The organism is Fervidobacterium pennivorans DSM 9078, assembly GCF_000235405.2.
In the GTDB taxonomy this organism is placed as follows: domain Bacteria; phylum Thermotogota; class Thermotogae; order Thermotogales; family Fervidobacteriaceae; genus Fervidobacterium; species Fervidobacterium pennivorans.
On the sequence record NC_017095.1, the window covers coordinates 1,165,462 to 1,182,001 of the forward strand.

A 16,540-nucleotide genomic window follows, 5' to 3' on the forward strand; every position below is an offset into this window, starting at 1 on the left:
TTATGGCAGTCAAAACATCGTTTTACACACCTGAAGAACTCAGAGAAATTGGATTTGCTAAAATAGGAAAGAATGTACTGATAAGTCGCAAAGCATCAATATATGCGCCGGAACTAATTGAAATCGGAGATAATGTAAGAATTGATGATTTTTGTATTTTATCCGGGAGAATAAAGCTTGGGAGCTATATTCACGTAGCAGCAGGTTGTTATCTATTTGCTGGGGACTATGGGATAGAAATGGAAGATTTTTCTGGGCTGTCAAGCCGCGTAGCTATATACGCTGTAACAGATGACTACGGTGGAAAGTACCTTACAAACCCAACCGTACCAAGTCAATACAGAAATGTGGTGGGTGGAAAGGTTCACATCGGAAAACATGTGATCGTAGGAACTGGGGTAACCATATTGCCAGGTGTTACAATAGGCGAGGGTGCAGCAATAGGGGCGATGAGTTTGGTTACCAAAGATGTACAACCCTGGAAGATAGCAGTGGGTATACCTGCAAAAGAGATCAAAGAAAGGAGCAAAGACCTTCTTCAACTTGAAAGAAAGCTAGAAGAAAGTAGGAGGCAAGAATAATGAAATACCTCATCACAGGAGGAGCCGGGTTCATTGGAACGAATTTTATATATTACATGTTAGAATACCATCCTGAGCATGAGTACGTTTGTTTAGATAAATTGACGTACGCAGGCAATTTGGCAAACTTGCAGAAAGCGATGGAATACAAAAACTTTCGCTTTGTCAAAGGTGATATAGTCGATAGGAGGCTTGTTTTTGATTTATTTGAGCAAGAAAAGTTTGATATTGTGGTAAATTTTGCAGCAGAATCACACGTGGACAGGTCAATAGAGAATCCCGAGTTATTTCTTGTTACAAACGTACTTGGCACACAGGTGTTACTTGATGCTTCAAGGAAATTTGGTGTAAAAAGATTTCACCAAATTTCAACTGATGAGGTATATGGTGACTTACCGCTCGATAGACCGGAACTAAAGTTTAAAGAAACAGATAATCTAAAACCATCCTCTCCGTATTCTGCTTCAAAGGCATCAGCTGATCTACTCGTGCTTGCGTATTACAGAACGTATAAGTTACCCGTAACTATCTCAAGGTGTTCGAACAATTATGGTCCTTACCAGTTTCCCGAAAAGTTGATTCCCTTAATGATAATCAATGCATTGAATGATAAAGAATTGCCTGTTTACGGCACAGGGCAGAATGTGAGAGACTGGATATACGTAACCGACCATTGCGAGGCGATAGACATTATCTTGCAGAGAGGTAAGGAAGGGGAAGTGTACAACATAGGGGGAAGTTGCGAAAAGAGAAATATCGAAGTCGTGAAGACGATACTTAAAAAGCTTGGGAAACCAGATAGTTTGATAAGATTTGTGAAAGACAGACCGGGACACGATCTGAGGTACGCAATGGACACGAGCAAAATGGAAGAAGAATTCGGATGGAAGCCGAAAACCGACTTCGAAGAAGGAATCGAAAAGACGATAAAGTGGTATCTAGATAATGAGCATTGGTGGAAAGAGATAGTCAGCGGTGAATATATGAAATACTATGAAAAAATGTATGGAAATAGGCTTAGGGAGACCAATAGCGGCAGTGTGTGAAAAAGAGTGTTAAGGAGAATAGTAAGTAGAATCATTTTTCCCCAAGACTTCTCTTGAGAATTTTGGTTTTGTTGAGATATTCGAAACGAACGTTAGCCTTTAAGAATAATCTAAGACACTCGGTAGTGGTTACCAATAGGGAAGCACGAGAAGAGAGGACTTAGAACATATGTGAGCCAAAAGTACAGAAACAAAGAGGTGGAAAGATTTGCTAATAAGTTACATAAAGGGCCTTCTCACTTTTCGTTGGGCACGTGGTTGAAGGCGATGATTAGTTTTATTACCACATCAGTGGTAAGCTATTTGATCGTTCGCGAGGAGTTCGGAAAGGCTTCAATGCTTACCTTTGTCTACAGTGTGGCTCTGATTATATCTACAATTGGAAAAGGCAAAGAGTTACGGTTATTCAGGTATAAATGAGGTAGTTATTCCGAACTTTTAAACCTTTGGACAAAAACGAAGTAAGGAAACAGCTGGGCATATATACAGAGGGATACAAGTACGTGGGTTTCGTGGAAAATCTAATAGAGATAAAACGCGCAGACAAATTGGTTAAAATATTCGACAGAATAAGACAAAAAGTTGAAAACGCCAAATTCATTGTCGTCGGAGATGGGTACTTAAGAAAGAAGATGGAACAAGAAGCAAAAGAAAAACGACTAGACGTTATTTTCACTGGCAGGTTAAGTCAACATGAAGTGGTGATTTATATGAACGCAATGGATGTTACGGTACTTCCGAGTAGAAAAGAAAGTTGTTGAAGTGCTGAAAAACGGATACGATCCAGACAGGTTAATACAGAGGGCAAAGGAATACACATGGAAAAAGATAAGTGAAAAGGAAATGAAAATCTACGAAGAAGTCATAGCAAAAAGAGGTGAAAACGTTTGACAATAAAAAATTACATAAAAGGCTTTTTTTCCTTTTCAATAGGCACATGGCTTAGAGCAGTAATTAGTTTTGTTTCTACACCAATAATAAGTTATCTTATTGTTCCAGAAGAATTCGGCAAAGCCTCAATGTTTACTTTGGTTTACAATATCTCTTTAATAATATCCACGATAGGTCTGGATCAGAGCTTTGTCAGATTCTACAACGAGGTAGAAGAGGAAGAAAGAGGAAGTTTATTCTGGGAATGCATTCTTTTTCCCTTTCTAATTTCAATTCTTATTTCTTCAGTATTTATAGTATTCGAAGGGAAAACAAGCACCTTTTTGTTTCAGATTCACTATCCCTTTATAGGATGGTTTCTATCATTGAGTTTAATCACCGGACTGTTTCAAAGATTCAATGAGTTATCAGTGAGGATGCAAAAGAGAGGTTTGGTTTTTTCAGCCATTCAAATTATTTCTGCTTTATTCAATGTCATTATCACCATACTGTATGCAAAGTTCATTTCAGCGGATTTTTATGCAATAATAGCTGGTCAAATAGGTGGGAACATTGCAGCATTATTGTACGGTCTTCTTACCGATAAGGAAAACAGAAAAATTTCCAGAGTTAATGTTTCAAATATCAAGAAATACCTCAGTTATGGTTTACCCTTCATCCCAACTTTTCTGATAACCTGGCTTTTTACATCCATGGACAGAATCTCGTTAAGGTACTATTCAACCTTCAACGAAATGGGATTGTATACGGCTGCGTTCAAATTGGTGTCGGTAATGAACTTGATTCAGACTGGATTCACAACATACTGGGTTCCAGTCGCGTATGAAAAATACTCCAAAGAGCCGGAAAATAAAGATTTTTACAGAAAGGCATTTCTGGTTGTTTCGCTCGTTATGTATATATTTGGATTACTGGTAATTGGGTTCAAAGATATAATCTTTCTTTTGTTTGCCAAAAGTTACAGAGAAGCGTCTTACATTGCTCCTTTTTTGATACTGATGCCCATAATGTATACCATATCAGAAACAACTGTAATGGGTATAAACTTCAAAAAGAAAACATACTGGCATATTGTGATAGCAGCAACAAGTGCACTGGCAAATTTTGTAGGAAATACTCTGTTAGTTCCAATTCTTGGAGGAAAAGGTGCCGCTATATCGACAGGGCTTTCTTATATAGTATTTTTTTCAATGAGAACTTTAATTTCAAAAAGATTATACGATGTAAAATATGATTTAAGTAAGATAGTAGTTAGTAATATAGTAATAGTTATAGTTGCTCTGATAGGAACATTTAGGCGCAGTACTTTAGAAACAATTTTATCAGCCTTGGTTGGTATTTTAGTAGTTTTATTATTGTATCATAAAGAATTGAAGTATTTAATGAAAACTCAAAAAATTTCAAAATCTTTAAAAGCTAAGTTTGTTAACAAATAATTCTTATTAAAAACAATTTCCCAATCAATATTGAATAAATTGCTAAGCAGTGACAAGATAAATAATCTATTTTGTTTTAGAAGTTATATCTATTACACTACAGTCCTTTTTAATTTTTCTTATTGATTGAATAGCTACCTTTCGAGGTGGCTTAGACTGTTGACAAAGGTGCTTCTAACTTTAAAAGTGAACTAGAAGCACCTTGAAGGACACAAAACCAGAACTAAGATTTTTTATACTCAAACGAGGTGATAATATGACAGTTTTATTAATAGGATACTTACATCCAAAATATGACAAAAGAGTATTCAGAACAGTAAAAAGTTTAGCAAAAGAATGTAAAATAATTTATCAATACTGGACAGATGAAAATGAAGAAAAATATACAGAAAATAACATAACATACATACCTATAAAATACACAAAAGGTGTTAAAGCCAAACTTCACATTAAAATAAAAAACAGAATAAATCTTGATAACATTATAGTTAATATAATTAAGAATTATGATTACGATATACTTTACATGCATCATTTTCCTGAAACTAAACCCGTTCTTCCTTTTAAAATAGCAAAAAAAAGAAAAAAGAAGGTTGTTTTTGATATTCATGAATATCACCCAGAAAGCTTCTTAAACTCATTGAAAGGAAGTATAAAAAATCTGAAAATAAATATAATGTGGAAAATTTTTAAAAAACAAATAGAATTTTCAGACAAATTAATATTTGTATCAGAAGAAACTAAAAATGATATTTTAGAAAAAACGAAGTTAAAAAAAGAATCATTAGTCGTTCCAAATTTTGCTTCTTTTTCAGTAAATCACGAGACAAAAACAAAAGAAATTGTATTTGTTGGGAAAATCTCTAGACCACTAATTAAAGAAAAAGAAATTTTAAAAAAGCTTATAGAAAATGGCTTTACATTTAAAATTATTGGAATGGACTCTAACCTCTTCAATGATATACCGCATATTTATACGAATTTTCTACCCTATGAACAGATGATGAAAGAACTTTCAAAGGCTTCATTTTCACTTATTTCATATCAAACTGTAAATGATGAGAGGTATAAAAATGATACTCTAGCATTACCCCATAAATTTTTTGATTCTATTGCGGCAGAAACACCTGTAATAGTAAAAGATACATTTGTTTCAATGGCAAAATTGGTGGAAAAGTATGGCATAGGAGTAGTTATAAATTCCAATAACGTAGATGAGTCAGTAGAAAAGATACTTAAAGCATATGAGAACTATCACTTACTCATTGAGAACATAAAAAAGCACAAAGATAAATTTGTTTGGAATGAAGAAAAAGAAAAAGAATTTGTGGATTTTGTTTTAAAATGATGGGGGAAAAGATATGAAAAAAGTATCAATAGTCATTCCTACAAGAGATGAAGAAAATATATTGAAAAACGCATAAATTCACTTTTAGAAATGATTATCCAGAAAAAGAAATAATCGTTGTTAATGGGAAGTATATTAAGAAGCACAATTTGTTTGACACAACGTGAAAAGATAAAAGGATAAAAGGCAGGTGGTTCATAAGCGAACCACCTGCCTTAGTTGTTTTTAGTTGTTTTTCGTTAGTTCAAGCTCCCAATCGTATCAATTGATTACTTAATTAAACCTAAACCTTTAAGGAACATCTCTGCTACTTCTGGGGGTTCATATCCTTCAACATCAACAAGGTAGTTTAATCTGATCATTATATTCTGGTTGAGATACAATGAAAGCGGTCTGACTATATCTCTAATTTGAGGATATTTATCAAGAACTTCTTTTCTCACTGTTGGAACTAAATTGTATGGTGGGAAGAATTGCTTATCGTCTTCAAGTACAACCAAATTATATTTCATCAATTTTCCATCAGTAGAAAATACCATAGCTACATCTATTTGTCCGTTATAGAGTGCTTCATAGGTTAAACCAACTTCCATCGTTTTTACCTGGTTCTTTTTTACACTCATTCCATAAACTTCAGCCATTTTCATAAAGCCATCTGGTCTTTGGAAGAATTCATAATCAACTCCGTAGATAAGATCGTGGTTCTTTTCGTATTTAGCAAGGTCCGATATTGATTTTATACCGTTTTTCTCAGCAAATTCCCTTTTTACAGCAAGTGCATAAGTGTTGTTAAAACCACACATATCAAGCCATACTATACGATTTTTCTCAAAATCTTCCTTTTTCACTGCCTCGTAAAGTTTCAAAGGATCTTGAATAACAGTTTTATGCTTAAGGTAGGCAACCCATGCGGTTCCAGTATAGTCAGCATATATGTCTACTTGACCAGTTTCTAAAGCCTTTCTTGCGGCAAAAGAGCTCATCCCTGTGTATAGCTCTACATTAAATCCTGCCTCTTCAAGTAATTTAGCTATCATGTTACTCACAATGAATTGTTCTGTAAAATTCTTTCCTCCCACTTTAATTTTCGGTGCTGCAAATGTAAGGGAAATTCCTACGATTAACAAAACAACCAGTAATAACTTTCTCATGGAAAACACCTCCTATTATTTTTGATGGTGATAATTCCAGCCCGTTATTTTTAAAAATCCATGCTAACTAAAAGAATGCTCTCCTATTAGTTTTTTCACAAAACATCCCCCCCTTTCAGTTAAAAAGGCCAAAAAGCAATTAGGAATGGATAACTATTCTGTAGATTTATTAAGTTGTAGCCCTGGAGAAGTAAGTTTTTTCTCAAGAATAGAGAGCAATATATCAACGATAATTGCCAGCAAAGCTAATGGAATAGCTCCACCAAGTATCATTTCAGAACTCATCAAACGCAAGCCAATAAAAATTGTCTCTCCAAATCCCCCTGCTCCAATAGCAGATGCCACGGCCGTAGTACCGATATTGATTGTAGCAGCACTTCTTATTCCAGCAGCTATTGCCGGGAAACTCATAGGTATTTCAACTTTCCACAAGATTTGTCTATCAGTCATTCCCATGCCCCTGGCAGCTTCTTTTATTTGCGCGGGTACGCTTATTAGCCCCGAAGCAGCGTTAAATACTATTGGCACCAAACTGTATACAACCAGCGCAAAAATGGCTGTTCGAGCTCCAATTCCTAAAAAGAGAAATGTCAATGCTAAAACCGCAATACTCGGTACAGCTTGACCAACTCCAGTAATGGATAATGCAAAAGTTCTAGCTTTTTCTCTACCTGGTCTGGTTACATAAATAGCTATTGCTAATCCCACTATTATAGAAATTGATAAAGAAACAGAGAATAAAAATAGTGTTTGCCATAATTGGTGCATTAAATTGTCAATATTTTGCATCCAAAAATCGAACACACTATCGTACATACACATCACTCCTCATATATCTACATCAAAGCTTTTTTTAATCTTTTTATATACTATCTTCTCCCGTACTTTCAAAAACATCGAGTAAATCTCTAAGGCGTAACACACCCAAGATTTGAACCTTATCGTTAACAACTGGAACGACAGATAATCCAGATGACATCATTATAGACATCGCTTCTAAAAGATTCGAACTAGGCCTGACAGTTTCAATTTGTTTTATTAGTTTCCTCAAATCTCGATCCTCTTTTACTTTTTCTATGAACTTCTTGGACACATATCCCAAAAACCTTCCCTTTTTATCAACAACGAATAGATATGTGGCATTTTTTTTGTTCATTTCTTCCAGTACATCCTTTATTTTTAAATTGTCGCTAAGTTCAATCACGTTGAAATCTTTTTTGTAATACTCTCTAACTTCCGTTATTTCTAAGCTTCTTAAAACTCTATCAGAACCGAGAAGCTCTTCCACAAATTCATTTTTTGGATTACGGAGAATTTCTTCAGTATCATCATACTGCACCAATTTGCCCTGATTTAATATGGCAATTTTATCTCCAAGTTTAATTGCCTCTCTTATGTCGTGGGTAACAAAGACAATGGTTTTTTTAAGTTGATCTTGAATTTCGAGAAGCGCGTCTTGAAGCTTTTCTCGATTGATCGGGTCGATAGCTCCAAACGGTTCATCCATCAAAAGTATATCTGGATCAGCTGCTAATCCCCTTGCAATTCCTACACGTTGCTTTTGCCCTCCGGATAGTTGAGCAGGGTATCTATCTCTGTAAATCTCCGGGTCAAGATTAACTAACTCTAAAAGCTCATTAACTCTCTTTCTTATCTTTTCTTCATCCCATTTCAATAACCTTGGAACAACTGCAATGTTTTCAAATACAGTCATGTGTGGAAACAAACCGACATCCTGAATAACATAACCTATGCTTCTTCTCAATTGAATGGGGTCAATCTCATCAATAGAAGTTCCATCGAATCTAATGTCTTCACCAGTACGCTCAATTAACCTGTTAATCATCTTCAAAGTGGTTGTCTTTCCACAACCGGATGGACCTATCAAAATCGTCAGTTTGTTATTCTCAATCGTCAGATTTAAACCATCCACCGCTTTTGTACCATCAGGATAGTATTTTTTTAAATCAATCAATTCTATTGCCACTTTCTCAACTCCTTTCAAATCATTATTTATTGGTTTTTCTCTCTATTTTTAACCCTTCTGATGTCAAGGCATTTTCAATCGCAAGAAGCCCATAATTAACGCCAACACCCAGAGCTGCAACTAAAATAGCTCCTAAAAGAATCATCTCGAGTCTTGACCTGCTCAAGCCACCAAAAATGAAGTATCCAAGGCCTCCTGCTCCAATTAAGTATGCTACAGTGGTGACCCCGACACCCATAACTGCGGCATTCCTTACGCCTGCCATAATAATAGGCAAAGCCAAAGGTAACCGGATCTTAAAAAGAATTTGACTACTGGTCATACCCATTCCTTTTGCTGCTTCTATAATCGCAGGACTAACCGTTCTTATAGCAACTAATGTATTTCTAATCATAGGTAACAAAGAATATACAATCACCGCAACTACGGCAGGAACAATTCCAATTCCAGCGTTAAAAGGTGCAAGCAAAACAACCATTATTCCAAATAAAGCAAGACTGGGAATCGTCATCAGCACACTGGAAATGTAAAGAACAACAGCTTCAATCTTTTTATGATGGGAAATATATATACCTACAGGCACTGCAATGGCTATAGCAAGTGGAATTGCTATGCCTATTATCTTGAGATGTTGCAACAGATGTCTTAAGATAAGCTGATTGTTTTTAATTAAATACTCAAGAAAGTTCAAATCCATCCCTCCTTACTAAGATAAAATTTATATACATCCACATTTTAGTTATTTGCAAGAAATTAAAGTTAGTCATCTTCTAAAGTGCCGGCACCATAAGACAGTAGTGCATAAATCGACAAATTTTAGCCCGTAATTACAAATAATTCAAAATATTTAAAAGTTTCTCGTTTCAACGTAACACATCCACGTATATATAACATTTTATATAGGCGCCATTAAATATACTATCAAAAAAAAAGATGGATTGTCAACCTTGGTTGTAGATATATTACGAAATGTTAACAAAATAACTTTTTTTACAGTGTTAAACACCTTGAGCATCGTTGTTATTCTTTTATTTGAGATGATTTTGAACATGATTGCGTCGAACACTATAACCAGACCTTTGTAAATATCAGTTAGGCACTATGTCAATAAGATAGGTCAGATGCTTTCAGGATACAAAATGGCGCATAAAAAGCAAGTGGCGTGCTAATAGAGACAGTTAGTGTGGTCGAAGTGGTATCAGCAGATAGAAGGATTGCCTGGAAGTTCACAAAAGCAGAGTGCAGCAACACAAGAAATGACAACAAGCGAAGGCAAGCCAAGAGTTAAGTAGTGCTGCAGAAGAGATGAGTTCTATAGCTAACAGTTTGCTTGAACAAGTAAGGAAGTTCTAGATTTAAGGTAAATATACTATAGTGAGCAAAAAGCCGTCTCAAGAGAGACGGCTTTTTTAAGATGCTTAAAGATTCTATTGTTGTACCTTCTTATTTTACAGTCGCTTTCTTTGGTTTTACTTCTTTGCAAAGTCCTGCATAGCATATTTTGTCTTTTATGTGTGCTTCGAATTCTTCCCTAAAGTTGTTAATTAGCGAAAGCAACGGCACATTGATACTCTGTCCAAGTCCACAGAAAGAGGAATCTGCTGTGACGTAAGCTATCTGCTCAAGGTATTTCAAATCTTCTTCAGTTCCTTGGAATTTCGTCATTTTTTCAAGAATATCGCACGCAACTTTTGTTCCTTCTCTACACGGAGTACATTTACCACAAGACTCGTGTCTGAAAAATTCCATAACGTTGAGAGCGATATCCACAGCACAGTGAGTATCATCGATAGCAAGTATGACACCGGAACCAAGGCTGACACCATAATTCTTCATTGAATCATAATCGAGTGGTGTATCAAGTTTATCTGGTCCGATGAATGTTCCAGCCAGTCCTCCTGTTTGGACCATCTTCAGTTCTCTTCCGCCTTTTATTCCTCCACCAAATCCATAGAGCACTTCTCTGACAGTAACACCCATGGGTAGTTCGACCATTCCACGCCTGTTAACATCTCCAACTAAACAGAAGACCTTTGTACCTGGCGAGTTAGGAGTCCCTATGCTTCTGAACCATTCAGCGCCGTTCAGTATTATCTGTGGAACATTCGCCAATGTTTCCACATTATTTATCACCGTAGGTTTGCCGAATAGACCTACCTGAGGTGGATAAGGAGGTTTCAACCTCGGTCTACCAGCTTTACCTTCAATCGACTCGAGCAACGCAGTCTCTTCACCGCATACGTAAGCACCTGCACCAAGTCTTACGGTCAAATCAAAGTTGAAACCACTACCGAGAATGTTTTCTCCAAGGAATCCGTATTCATATGCATCCTTAATCGCTTTTCTTAGATTCTCAACGGAATTGTAGTACTCACCACGTATGTATATATACCCTTTCGTTGCTCCAACAGCGTATCCTGCTATAATCATGGCTTCGATTATTGAGTGTGGGTCACCTTCCATGATTAATCTGTCTTTGAATGTTCCAGGTTCACCTTCGTCAGCATTACAGACTATGTATTTCTGGTCTGATTGTGCCTTTGCTGTGAACTCCCATTTCAATCCGGTCGGGAAGCCTGCACCACCACGGCCACGTAACCCACTTGCTTTTATTTCGTTTATGATTTCTTCGGGTTTCATTTGGAGCGCTTTGGAAAGCGCAAAGTAACCGTCTCTTGCAATGTACTCTTCTATGTTCTTGGGATCGATGACACCTATATTCCTTGTGACAATTCTATATTCTTTGACTTGGAATTTTTCACCGGGCTTTAGCTTAGATTTATCAACTGTCAAATCCCAAACCTGCCTACCTTTGAGTAAATGTTCTTCCACTATCTTTTTTACATGCTCTTTTGACTTGACGACGTAATAAACATCATCCGGTAGAACATGCATAACAACACCATCGTATGCCCCTATTGCCACTGTTTCTAAAACACTTACAAGAGAATCTAGATTATACTCTTTTATCAACGTTCTCAAATAGTTTGCAAATTCTCTTGCTCCTAAAAGGATGCTGTTACTATCCACAGAAACCAGAACGGTAATTGGTGTCATTTCGCATCACCGCCCTTGAGGCTTTCGATAATCTCTTCAACTTTTTCTACTGTTAAATCTCCATAGTATTGGTCATTAATCATTATCACAGGAGATACCCCACACAAGCCAAGACAACCTGTCTCTTCCAATGTAAAGAGCCCATCTTTTGTAGTCTCACCAAAGTCCACACCGAGTTTCTTTTTCAGATACTCAACAATCTCCCGTCCTCCAGGCACATGGCATGGCAAGCTGGTGCAAACACGGATGATATACTTTCCTCTAGGTTTTGTAGAGAACATCGTGTAGAAGGTGAGCACTTCGTAGACCTTTGAAGGTGGGACATTCAGTTCTTCAGCTATCATTTCACCTACTTCAGGTGGTATGTAATGACTTTGGTAGTAATCTTGGACTTTATGAAGCAAGTAAATTAGTATATCCTGTTCTTCAAGTTGTTCGCTTTTCAACTCATCGATTATATTTCTTAAAGTCGCGCGATCCACACACCTTCCCTCCCCGAATGAAAAATTAGAAAGCTTGCAAAAATCAAAAGATCTAATAAACAAAGGTGAGCCTCCCTCATAACGGGGGCTCACCTTTTTTTGTTACTTCGTGACGCTTCCCACTATCGCTGGTGTTACCTTGCTAATTGCCCCGAATCTACAAACTTCGATACAGCTACCGCACCGTACACATGCTTCTTGGTCGATTTCGTGAACCTTTCTTACCTCACCGTGTATTGCATTTACTGGACATACTCTTGCACACGCGGTACAACCTACACACTTCTCTGAATCTATCACGTAGCTTATGAAAGCTTTACATTTCTTAGCCGGGCATTTCCCTTCTTTCACATGTGCTTCGTATTCGTGCCTGTAGTATTTGAGTGTCGACAAAACTGGATTTGGTGCAGTTTGACCAAGACCACACAAGGATGAGTCTTTTATCACCTGAGCTAATTGCTCGAGCTTTTCTATATCCTCCATCGTTCCTTCGCCTTTTGTGATTCTGTCGAGTATATCGTACATGACCTTTGTTCCTTCACGACACGGTGTACATTTACCACAAGACTCATCAACTGTGAATTCCAAGAAGAATTTTGCAACATCTACCATACAATCGTCTTCGTCAAGCACAATCATACCACCAGAACCCATTATGGCTCCGAGTTTACCAAGCGATTCATAGTCCACAGGAGTATCAAAGAACTCGGCCGGGATAACTCCACCACTTGGTCCACCCGTTTGGACAGCCTTTATCTGCTTTCCTTGTGGATGACCTCCTCCAATATCGTAAAGTAGCTCCCTTAGTGTGATTCCCATTGGTACTTCGACAAGACCTGTGTTTTTAATCTTACCCGCAAGTGCAAATACCTTCGTTCCAGGTGACTTTTCAGTTCCGTATTGTCTGAACCATGAAGCTCCTTTGAGAATTATTGGTGGAACAAGCGCAAGTGTTTCAACATTGTTTATGACCGTAGGCTTGCCCCAAAGACCTTTTTGAACAGGGAACGGAGGCTTGACTCTTGGCTGACCGCGTTTTCCTTCAATCGAGTGCATCAAAGCCGTTTCTTCACCACACACAAATGCTCCTGCACCAATTCTTATTTCGATATCGAACGAAAAACCAGTTCCGAAGATGTTTTCTCCAAGGAAGCCATACTCGTGTGCCATTTCTATTGCTCTTTGAAGTCGTTCAATTGCAAGTGGGTATTCCGCTCGCACATAGACAAACCCTTTTTGCGCACCTATCGCATATCCAGCAATAGTCATTGCCTCAACTATTGAATGTGGGTCACCTTCGAGGATAGACCTATCCATGAAAGCTCCTGGGTCACCCTCGTCAGCGTTACAAATCATGTATTTAACATCTGATTTCTGCTGTCTTGCTAATTCCCATTTTAAACCTGTTGGGAATCCCGCTCCACCTCTACCTCTCAAACCGCTGTCCTTAATTTCTTTTATAACTTCCTCTGGTGTCATCTGTGTGAGTGCCTTGTGCAGTGCAAAATAACCATCTCGTGCAATGTATTCTTCAATACTCAGTGGGTCAATGACCCCAACGTTTCTCAGAGCTATTTTGACTTGCTTGGCGAAGAACGGGATTTCTGTTGATGTTTTTTCCTGTATTGTAAGTTTTTCTTTTTCTCCTTCAAACAGATATTCGGGAACAACACGACCTTTTAATATGTGCTCCTCTACTATTTTCTCTGCCGCCTTCGGTGTGAGTTTTTGATAATAGACTCCATCTGGGTAAATAACTGCAAGTGGACCCAAACTACATGCACCCATACAACCGGTCTCAACAATCGAAACTACGGAGTCAAGCCCATATTCTTTTAACTTTCTCTCAAAAGCCTGTTTTACACTCTCTTCGCCAGCGGATATACAGCCACCACCAGCACAGATTAGTATTGTATTAGTCTTAAGCGCCACGCCTTTCGCCTCCCCAAACTAAGAAAGTAATCTCAGTAAGTTCGTAATACTTTTACTTATCCGTTTCCACTTTCACTAAATTATTTTCGAACGTCTTTGTATCTTTTATCAGTCCCAGATGGTATTTGAGGATATCTTTAACTACGTCGGTGTTCATCATCCCATAATAGTATTTCTTTTCACCGTCAGTAACCATCACGGATGGTCTGTATTTGCATGTTCCCAAGCATTCGGCTTCCACAATCTTAACCTCTTCTTGAAATCCCATCTGTTTTGCCAGTCTTAAAAACTCATCGCGTATGTTCAAACCTCCATTTTCTTTGCAGCAGCCTACTACACAAACGTGAATTTCTACCATTTGCAACCACCTTTTTTTAAACTTCGCCTCTTTTAACAACCAAGTCTGAAACGACTTTTCCTTCAAGTACGTGTGACTGAATTATTCTCTTTGCATTTTCTGGAGTCACATTCCCGTAGACTATTGGTTCTTGACCTTCAAGAGCAACTTCTATTGTTGGTTCAACTTCACACAAGCCCATACAACCGGATTGCACAACTGCTATATCGTCTATTTTCATTTCATTTAGATACTCAACTATTGCTTTCAACGTATCCTTCGCACCTGCTGCAATTCCACATGTACCCATCGCAACGACAATCTTTCCTCTTTTTCCTGCTTCCCTCATCTTGATATTTTGAAGTGCTTGTTCTTTAATTTTCATTAATTCTTCCAAGCTCTTTACTTTACTCATTGCGACCCACCCCTCCTGTACGCAGCAATGATTTTACTAACCATGTCGGGAGTTACTTTTCCATAGAAATCTTTTTCACCAATCAAAACAACTGGTGCCATACTACAAGCTCCGAGACATCTCACTGGATGAACAGAGAACAACCCATCCTCCGTTACTTCCTCTGCCTTCACACCTAGTTCTTCTAAGAACCTTTCCATTACCCTGTCACCGCCCTTAACATAGCAAGCGGTTCCAAGGCAAACCTTTATTTGATATCTACCTTTTGGCTTGGTGGAGAAGAAATTGTAGAACGTCACAACACCATAAACTTCAGATACTGGAACGTTCAACTTCTCCGCTATATGCTCTTGAACTTCCTGCGGTAACCAACCAAAAAGTTCTTGTGCTTTGTGAAGAACACCTATAAGCATACCTGGTTTGTCTTTAACCTTTTCGATATAAGCGTCCAGTTCTTCGTAAAGTTCCTTGTGTTGCTCACATACGGCCACACACATCCCTCCTTCACACTTCGTGATTATTATAACATGATAATGCGCAAAGTTCACCATTGTAAAAGAGTATCTAATTGGCATCTTCTGGAGATTTCTTTCTTTTTTGCAAGTTATTCAACTTTTTCTATTACTTATGCTTTTTTTCACAAGGTTCTTAAAATAAAAAAACATCTTTGTTTTACTTCTTTCACTCAAAGAGCTAGTGAAATAAGCACGATTAACATTCCCAAGATTTTGAAAATACTTAAAGTTTCTCCAAGTAAAATTAGTGCGAAAATAGTTGCGACTACAGGTTTTAGGAAGAATACCCTGCTAGATTGTGTTGCACCAAGTGTCTCCATGGCTTTAAAATAAGTAAGATAAGCAACTCCGGTAACAATGAGACCTAAATAGATAAGAATTATCCAACCAGCGAAGTTGATTTGAGTGGGAATATTGAATTTTCCAAAAGCCACAAGTAAGGCTATGTATACAAAGCTAGAACAAAGTGACGAATAAGCCGTAACAAGTAAAGGACCGTATTTTTTTGTATATTTTTTCATTAAAACAGTGTAAAGTCCGAAAGTTAAGGCGGCAAGAATACCAAAGAATATGCCAAGCCACGAATCACCTTTAATTTTTCCCAAGCTGAAAATAAATATACCAATAAAACCAAGTCCGATACCAATATATTTTCTCAATGGATACTTCTCTTGCAAGATAACTGATGCAAATAATGAAACAAAAATAGGGTTACTTGCAACAAGAGTCGCGGCAGTTGAAGCATTCGAATATTTCACTGCTAACTGTAGCGAGGTCATAGAAATAACACTGTTAAGTGCACCTATAATTGTGATTGGAAGTACATCTTTTACATCCGGGTCTTGCTTAACAAATAGTATCAGAAAAAGTCCGCCAATTAAAAAGCGGAAGGAAGTCATGAAAAATGGGTCTACCTTGCCCATCAAGGGCTTGGATACAACTTCTATACTTGAAAAAGCAAGCAATGTGATTGATAAAAAGATGTAGGCCAAAACTTTACGACTTTTCTGCTCGTTACTCATAGAGTCATCTTCCACCTATGCAATTTTCTCATTATCCAATTTTATAATGTTTAAAAATCCGTTTCTTCACATGCCAGGTGCAAGATACGCCACCTTCAAAACGTACCATATCTCCTGCTCCAAAATTTACCTTTGTTCCATCATCGAGCTCAACTTCAACTTCACCTTCAACTACGTAAAACTGTTCAGGCTCATCGTAATACCAATCAAAAGTACTTTCTTCTTTGCTCCATGTACTCCATTTTTTTGCTTCTTTGATTTCTTTCTCTGTCGGTTTCCAAATTCTGACCTTTTGCATAACAGAACCCCCTCTTAGTGAAATTTTTAATCAAGTAGTCCA

At 37.4% G+C, this 16,540-nt stretch carries 16 protein-coding genes and 1 pseudogene; 5 read left to right on the top strand and 12 right to left on the bottom strand.

Annotated features, from left to right (window positions below; translation table 11 throughout):
- Positions 1 to 2 precede the first annotated feature (2 nt).
- From FERPE_RS05425 to FERPE_RS05445, 5 genes and pseudogenes are all read left to right on the top strand, one after another.
- Entirely contained in the window at positions 3 to 581 is a 579-nt protein-coding gene (locus tag FERPE_RS05425) for an acyltransferase (RefSeq protein ID WP_014451649.1), read from the top strand.
- A complete protein-coding gene (gene rfbB / locus FERPE_RS05430) occupies positions 581 to 1,627 on the top strand; it encodes a dTDP-glucose 4,6-dehydratase (protein ID WP_014451650.1) in 1,047 nt (348 codons plus the stop codon). The genes FERPE_RS05425 and rfbB overlap by 1 nt, the downstream gene beginning before the upstream one ends.
- 379 nt (positions 1,628 to 2,006) lie before the next feature.
- Positions 2,007 to 2,518: pseudogene (locus tag FERPE_RS10365) on the top strand (glycosyltransferase); the annotation flags it as partial.
- Positions 2,515 to 3,954 (top strand): lipopolysaccharide biosynthesis protein, encoded by a 1,440-nt coding sequence (locus tag FERPE_RS05440; protein ID WP_014451651.1) that lies wholly within the window; start codon positions 2,515 to 2,517, stop codon positions 3,952 to 3,954. The pseudogene FERPE_RS10365 and the gene FERPE_RS05440, both read left to right, overlap by 4 nt.
- Before the next feature lie 256 nt (positions 3,955 to 4,210).
- Positions 4,211 to 5,302, top strand: a complete 1,092-nt coding sequence (locus tag FERPE_RS05445; protein WP_014451652.1) for a glycosyltransferase — start codon at positions 4,211 to 4,213, stop codon at positions 5,300 to 5,302.
- A 269-nt stretch (positions 5,303 to 5,571) separates the two neighbouring features.
- On the opposite strand, the gene FERPE_RS05450 is transcribed toward FERPE_RS05445, so the two are convergent.
- From FERPE_RS05450 to FERPE_RS05505, 12 genes are all read right to left on the bottom strand, one after another.
- Positions 5,572 to 6,453, bottom strand: a complete 882-nt coding sequence (locus FERPE_RS05450) for an ABC transporter substrate-binding protein (protein WP_014451653.1) — start codon at positions 6,451 to 6,453, stop codon at positions 5,572 to 5,574.
- A gap of 153 nt (positions 6,454 to 6,606) precedes the next feature.
- Positions 6,607 to 7,269 carry an ABC transporter permease gene (locus tag FERPE_RS05455; RefSeq protein ID WP_014451654.1) on the bottom strand — a complete coding sequence of 221 codons (663 nt, stop codon included), beginning with the start codon at positions 7,267 to 7,269 and terminating at the stop codon, positions 6,607 to 6,609.
- Positions 7,270 to 7,315: 46 nt separating this feature from the next.
- Positions 7,316 to 8,440 (bottom strand): betaine/proline/choline family ABC transporter ATP-binding protein, encoded by a 1,125-nt coding sequence (locus FERPE_RS05460; RefSeq protein ID WP_014451655.1) that lies wholly within the window; start codon positions 8,438 to 8,440, stop codon positions 7,316 to 7,318.
- Positions 8,441 to 8,462: 22 nt separating this feature from the next.
- On the bottom strand, positions 8,463 to 9,131 hold the full coding sequence (locus tag FERPE_RS05465; protein ID WP_014451656.1) for an ABC transporter permease: 669 nt from the start codon (positions 9,129 to 9,131) through the stop codon (positions 8,463 to 8,465).
- Positions 9,132 to 9,883: 752 nt separating this feature from the next.
- Complete coding sequence (nuoF, locus tag FERPE_RS05470) at positions 9,884 to 11,497, bottom strand: NADH-quinone oxidoreductase subunit NuoF (RefSeq protein ID WP_014451657.1); 1,614 nt, start codon at positions 11,495 to 11,497, stop codon at positions 9,884 to 9,886.
- Positions 11,494 to 11,979 carry an NADH-quinone oxidoreductase subunit NuoE family protein gene (locus FERPE_RS05475; protein ID WP_014451658.1) on the bottom strand — a complete coding sequence of 162 codons (486 nt, stop codon included), beginning with the start codon at positions 11,977 to 11,979 and terminating at the stop codon, positions 11,494 to 11,496. Before FERPE_RS05475 ends, nuoF (FERPE_RS05470) begins: the two co-directional genes overlap by 4 nt.
- 102 nt (positions 11,980 to 12,081) lie before the next feature.
- Positions 12,082 to 13,911: an NADH-quinone oxidoreductase subunit NuoF gene (gene nuoF / locus FERPE_RS05480; RefSeq protein WP_014451659.1), complete on the bottom strand. Its 1,830-nt coding sequence runs from the start codon at positions 13,909 to 13,911 to the stop codon at positions 12,082 to 12,084.
- 52 nt (positions 13,912 to 13,963) lie between these two features.
- Complete coding sequence (locus FERPE_RS05485) at positions 13,964 to 14,269, bottom strand: (2Fe-2S) ferredoxin domain-containing protein (RefSeq protein ID WP_014451660.1); 306 nt, start codon at positions 14,267 to 14,269, stop codon at positions 13,964 to 13,966.
- A gap of 16 nt (positions 14,270 to 14,285) precedes the next feature.
- A complete protein-coding gene (locus FERPE_RS05490) occupies positions 14,286 to 14,663 on the bottom strand; it encodes a (2Fe-2S) ferredoxin domain-containing protein (RefSeq protein WP_014451661.1) in 378 nt (125 codons plus the stop codon).
- The gene (locus tag FERPE_RS05495; protein WP_014451662.1) at positions 14,660 to 15,154 is read right to left on the bottom strand and encodes an NADH-quinone oxidoreductase subunit NuoE family protein; all 495 of its coding nucleotides are present in this window, start codon (positions 15,152 to 15,154) and stop codon (positions 14,660 to 14,662) included. The genes FERPE_RS05490 and FERPE_RS05495 overlap by 4 nt, the downstream gene beginning before the upstream one ends.
- A 194-nt stretch (positions 15,155 to 15,348) precedes the next feature.
- Entirely contained in the window at positions 15,349 to 16,200 is an 852-nt protein-coding gene (locus tag FERPE_RS05500; RefSeq protein WP_014451663.1) for a DMT family transporter, read from the bottom strand.
- Between the two features lie 31 nt (positions 16,201 to 16,231).
- On the bottom strand, positions 16,232 to 16,498 hold the full coding sequence (locus FERPE_RS05505; RefSeq protein ID WP_014451664.1) for a cupin domain-containing protein: 267 nt from the start codon (positions 16,496 to 16,498) through the stop codon (positions 16,232 to 16,234).
- Between the last annotated feature and the right edge of the window lie 42 nt (positions 16,499 to 16,540).

Excerpts from the sequence above, each read along its gene's own strand:
- FERPE_RS05425 (WP_014451649.1), top strand. The coding sequence starts at position 3 with ATGGCAGTCAAAACATCGTTTTACACACCTGAAGAACTCAGAGAAATT.
- rfbB (WP_014451650.1), top strand. The coding sequence starts at position 581 with ATGAAATACCTCATCACAGGAGGAGCCGGGTTCATTGGAACGAATTTT.
- FERPE_RS05445 (WP_014451652.1), top strand. The coding sequence starts at position 4,211 with ATGACAGTTTTATTAATAGGATACTTACATCCAAAATATGACAAAAGA.
- FERPE_RS05450 (WP_014451653.1), bottom strand. The coding sequence starts at position 6,453 with ATGAGAAAGTTATTACTGGTTGTTTTGTTAATCGTAGGAATTTCCCTT.
- FERPE_RS05455 (WP_014451654.1), bottom strand. The coding sequence starts at position 7,269 with ATGTACGATAGTGTGTTCGATTTTTGGATGCAAAATATTGACAATTTA.
- nuoF (WP_014451657.1), bottom strand. The coding sequence starts at position 11,497 with ATGACACCAATTACCGTTCTGGTTTCTGTGGATAGTAACAGCATCCTT.
- FERPE_RS05485 (WP_014451660.1), bottom strand. The coding sequence starts at position 14,269 with ATGGTAGAAATTCACGTTTGTGTAGTAGGCTGCTGCAAAGAAAATGGA.
- FERPE_RS05490 (WP_014451661.1), bottom strand. The coding sequence starts at position 14,663 with ATGAGTAAAGTAAAGAGCTTGGAAGAATTAATGAAAATTAAAGAACAA.
- FERPE_RS05500 (WP_014451663.1), bottom strand. The coding sequence starts at position 16,200 with ATGAGTAACGAGCAGAAAAGTCGTAAAGTTTTGGCCTACATCTTTTTA.
- FERPE_RS05505 (WP_014451664.1), bottom strand. The coding sequence starts at position 16,498 with ATGCAAAAGGTCAGAATTTGGAAACCGACAGAGAAAGAAATCAAAGAA.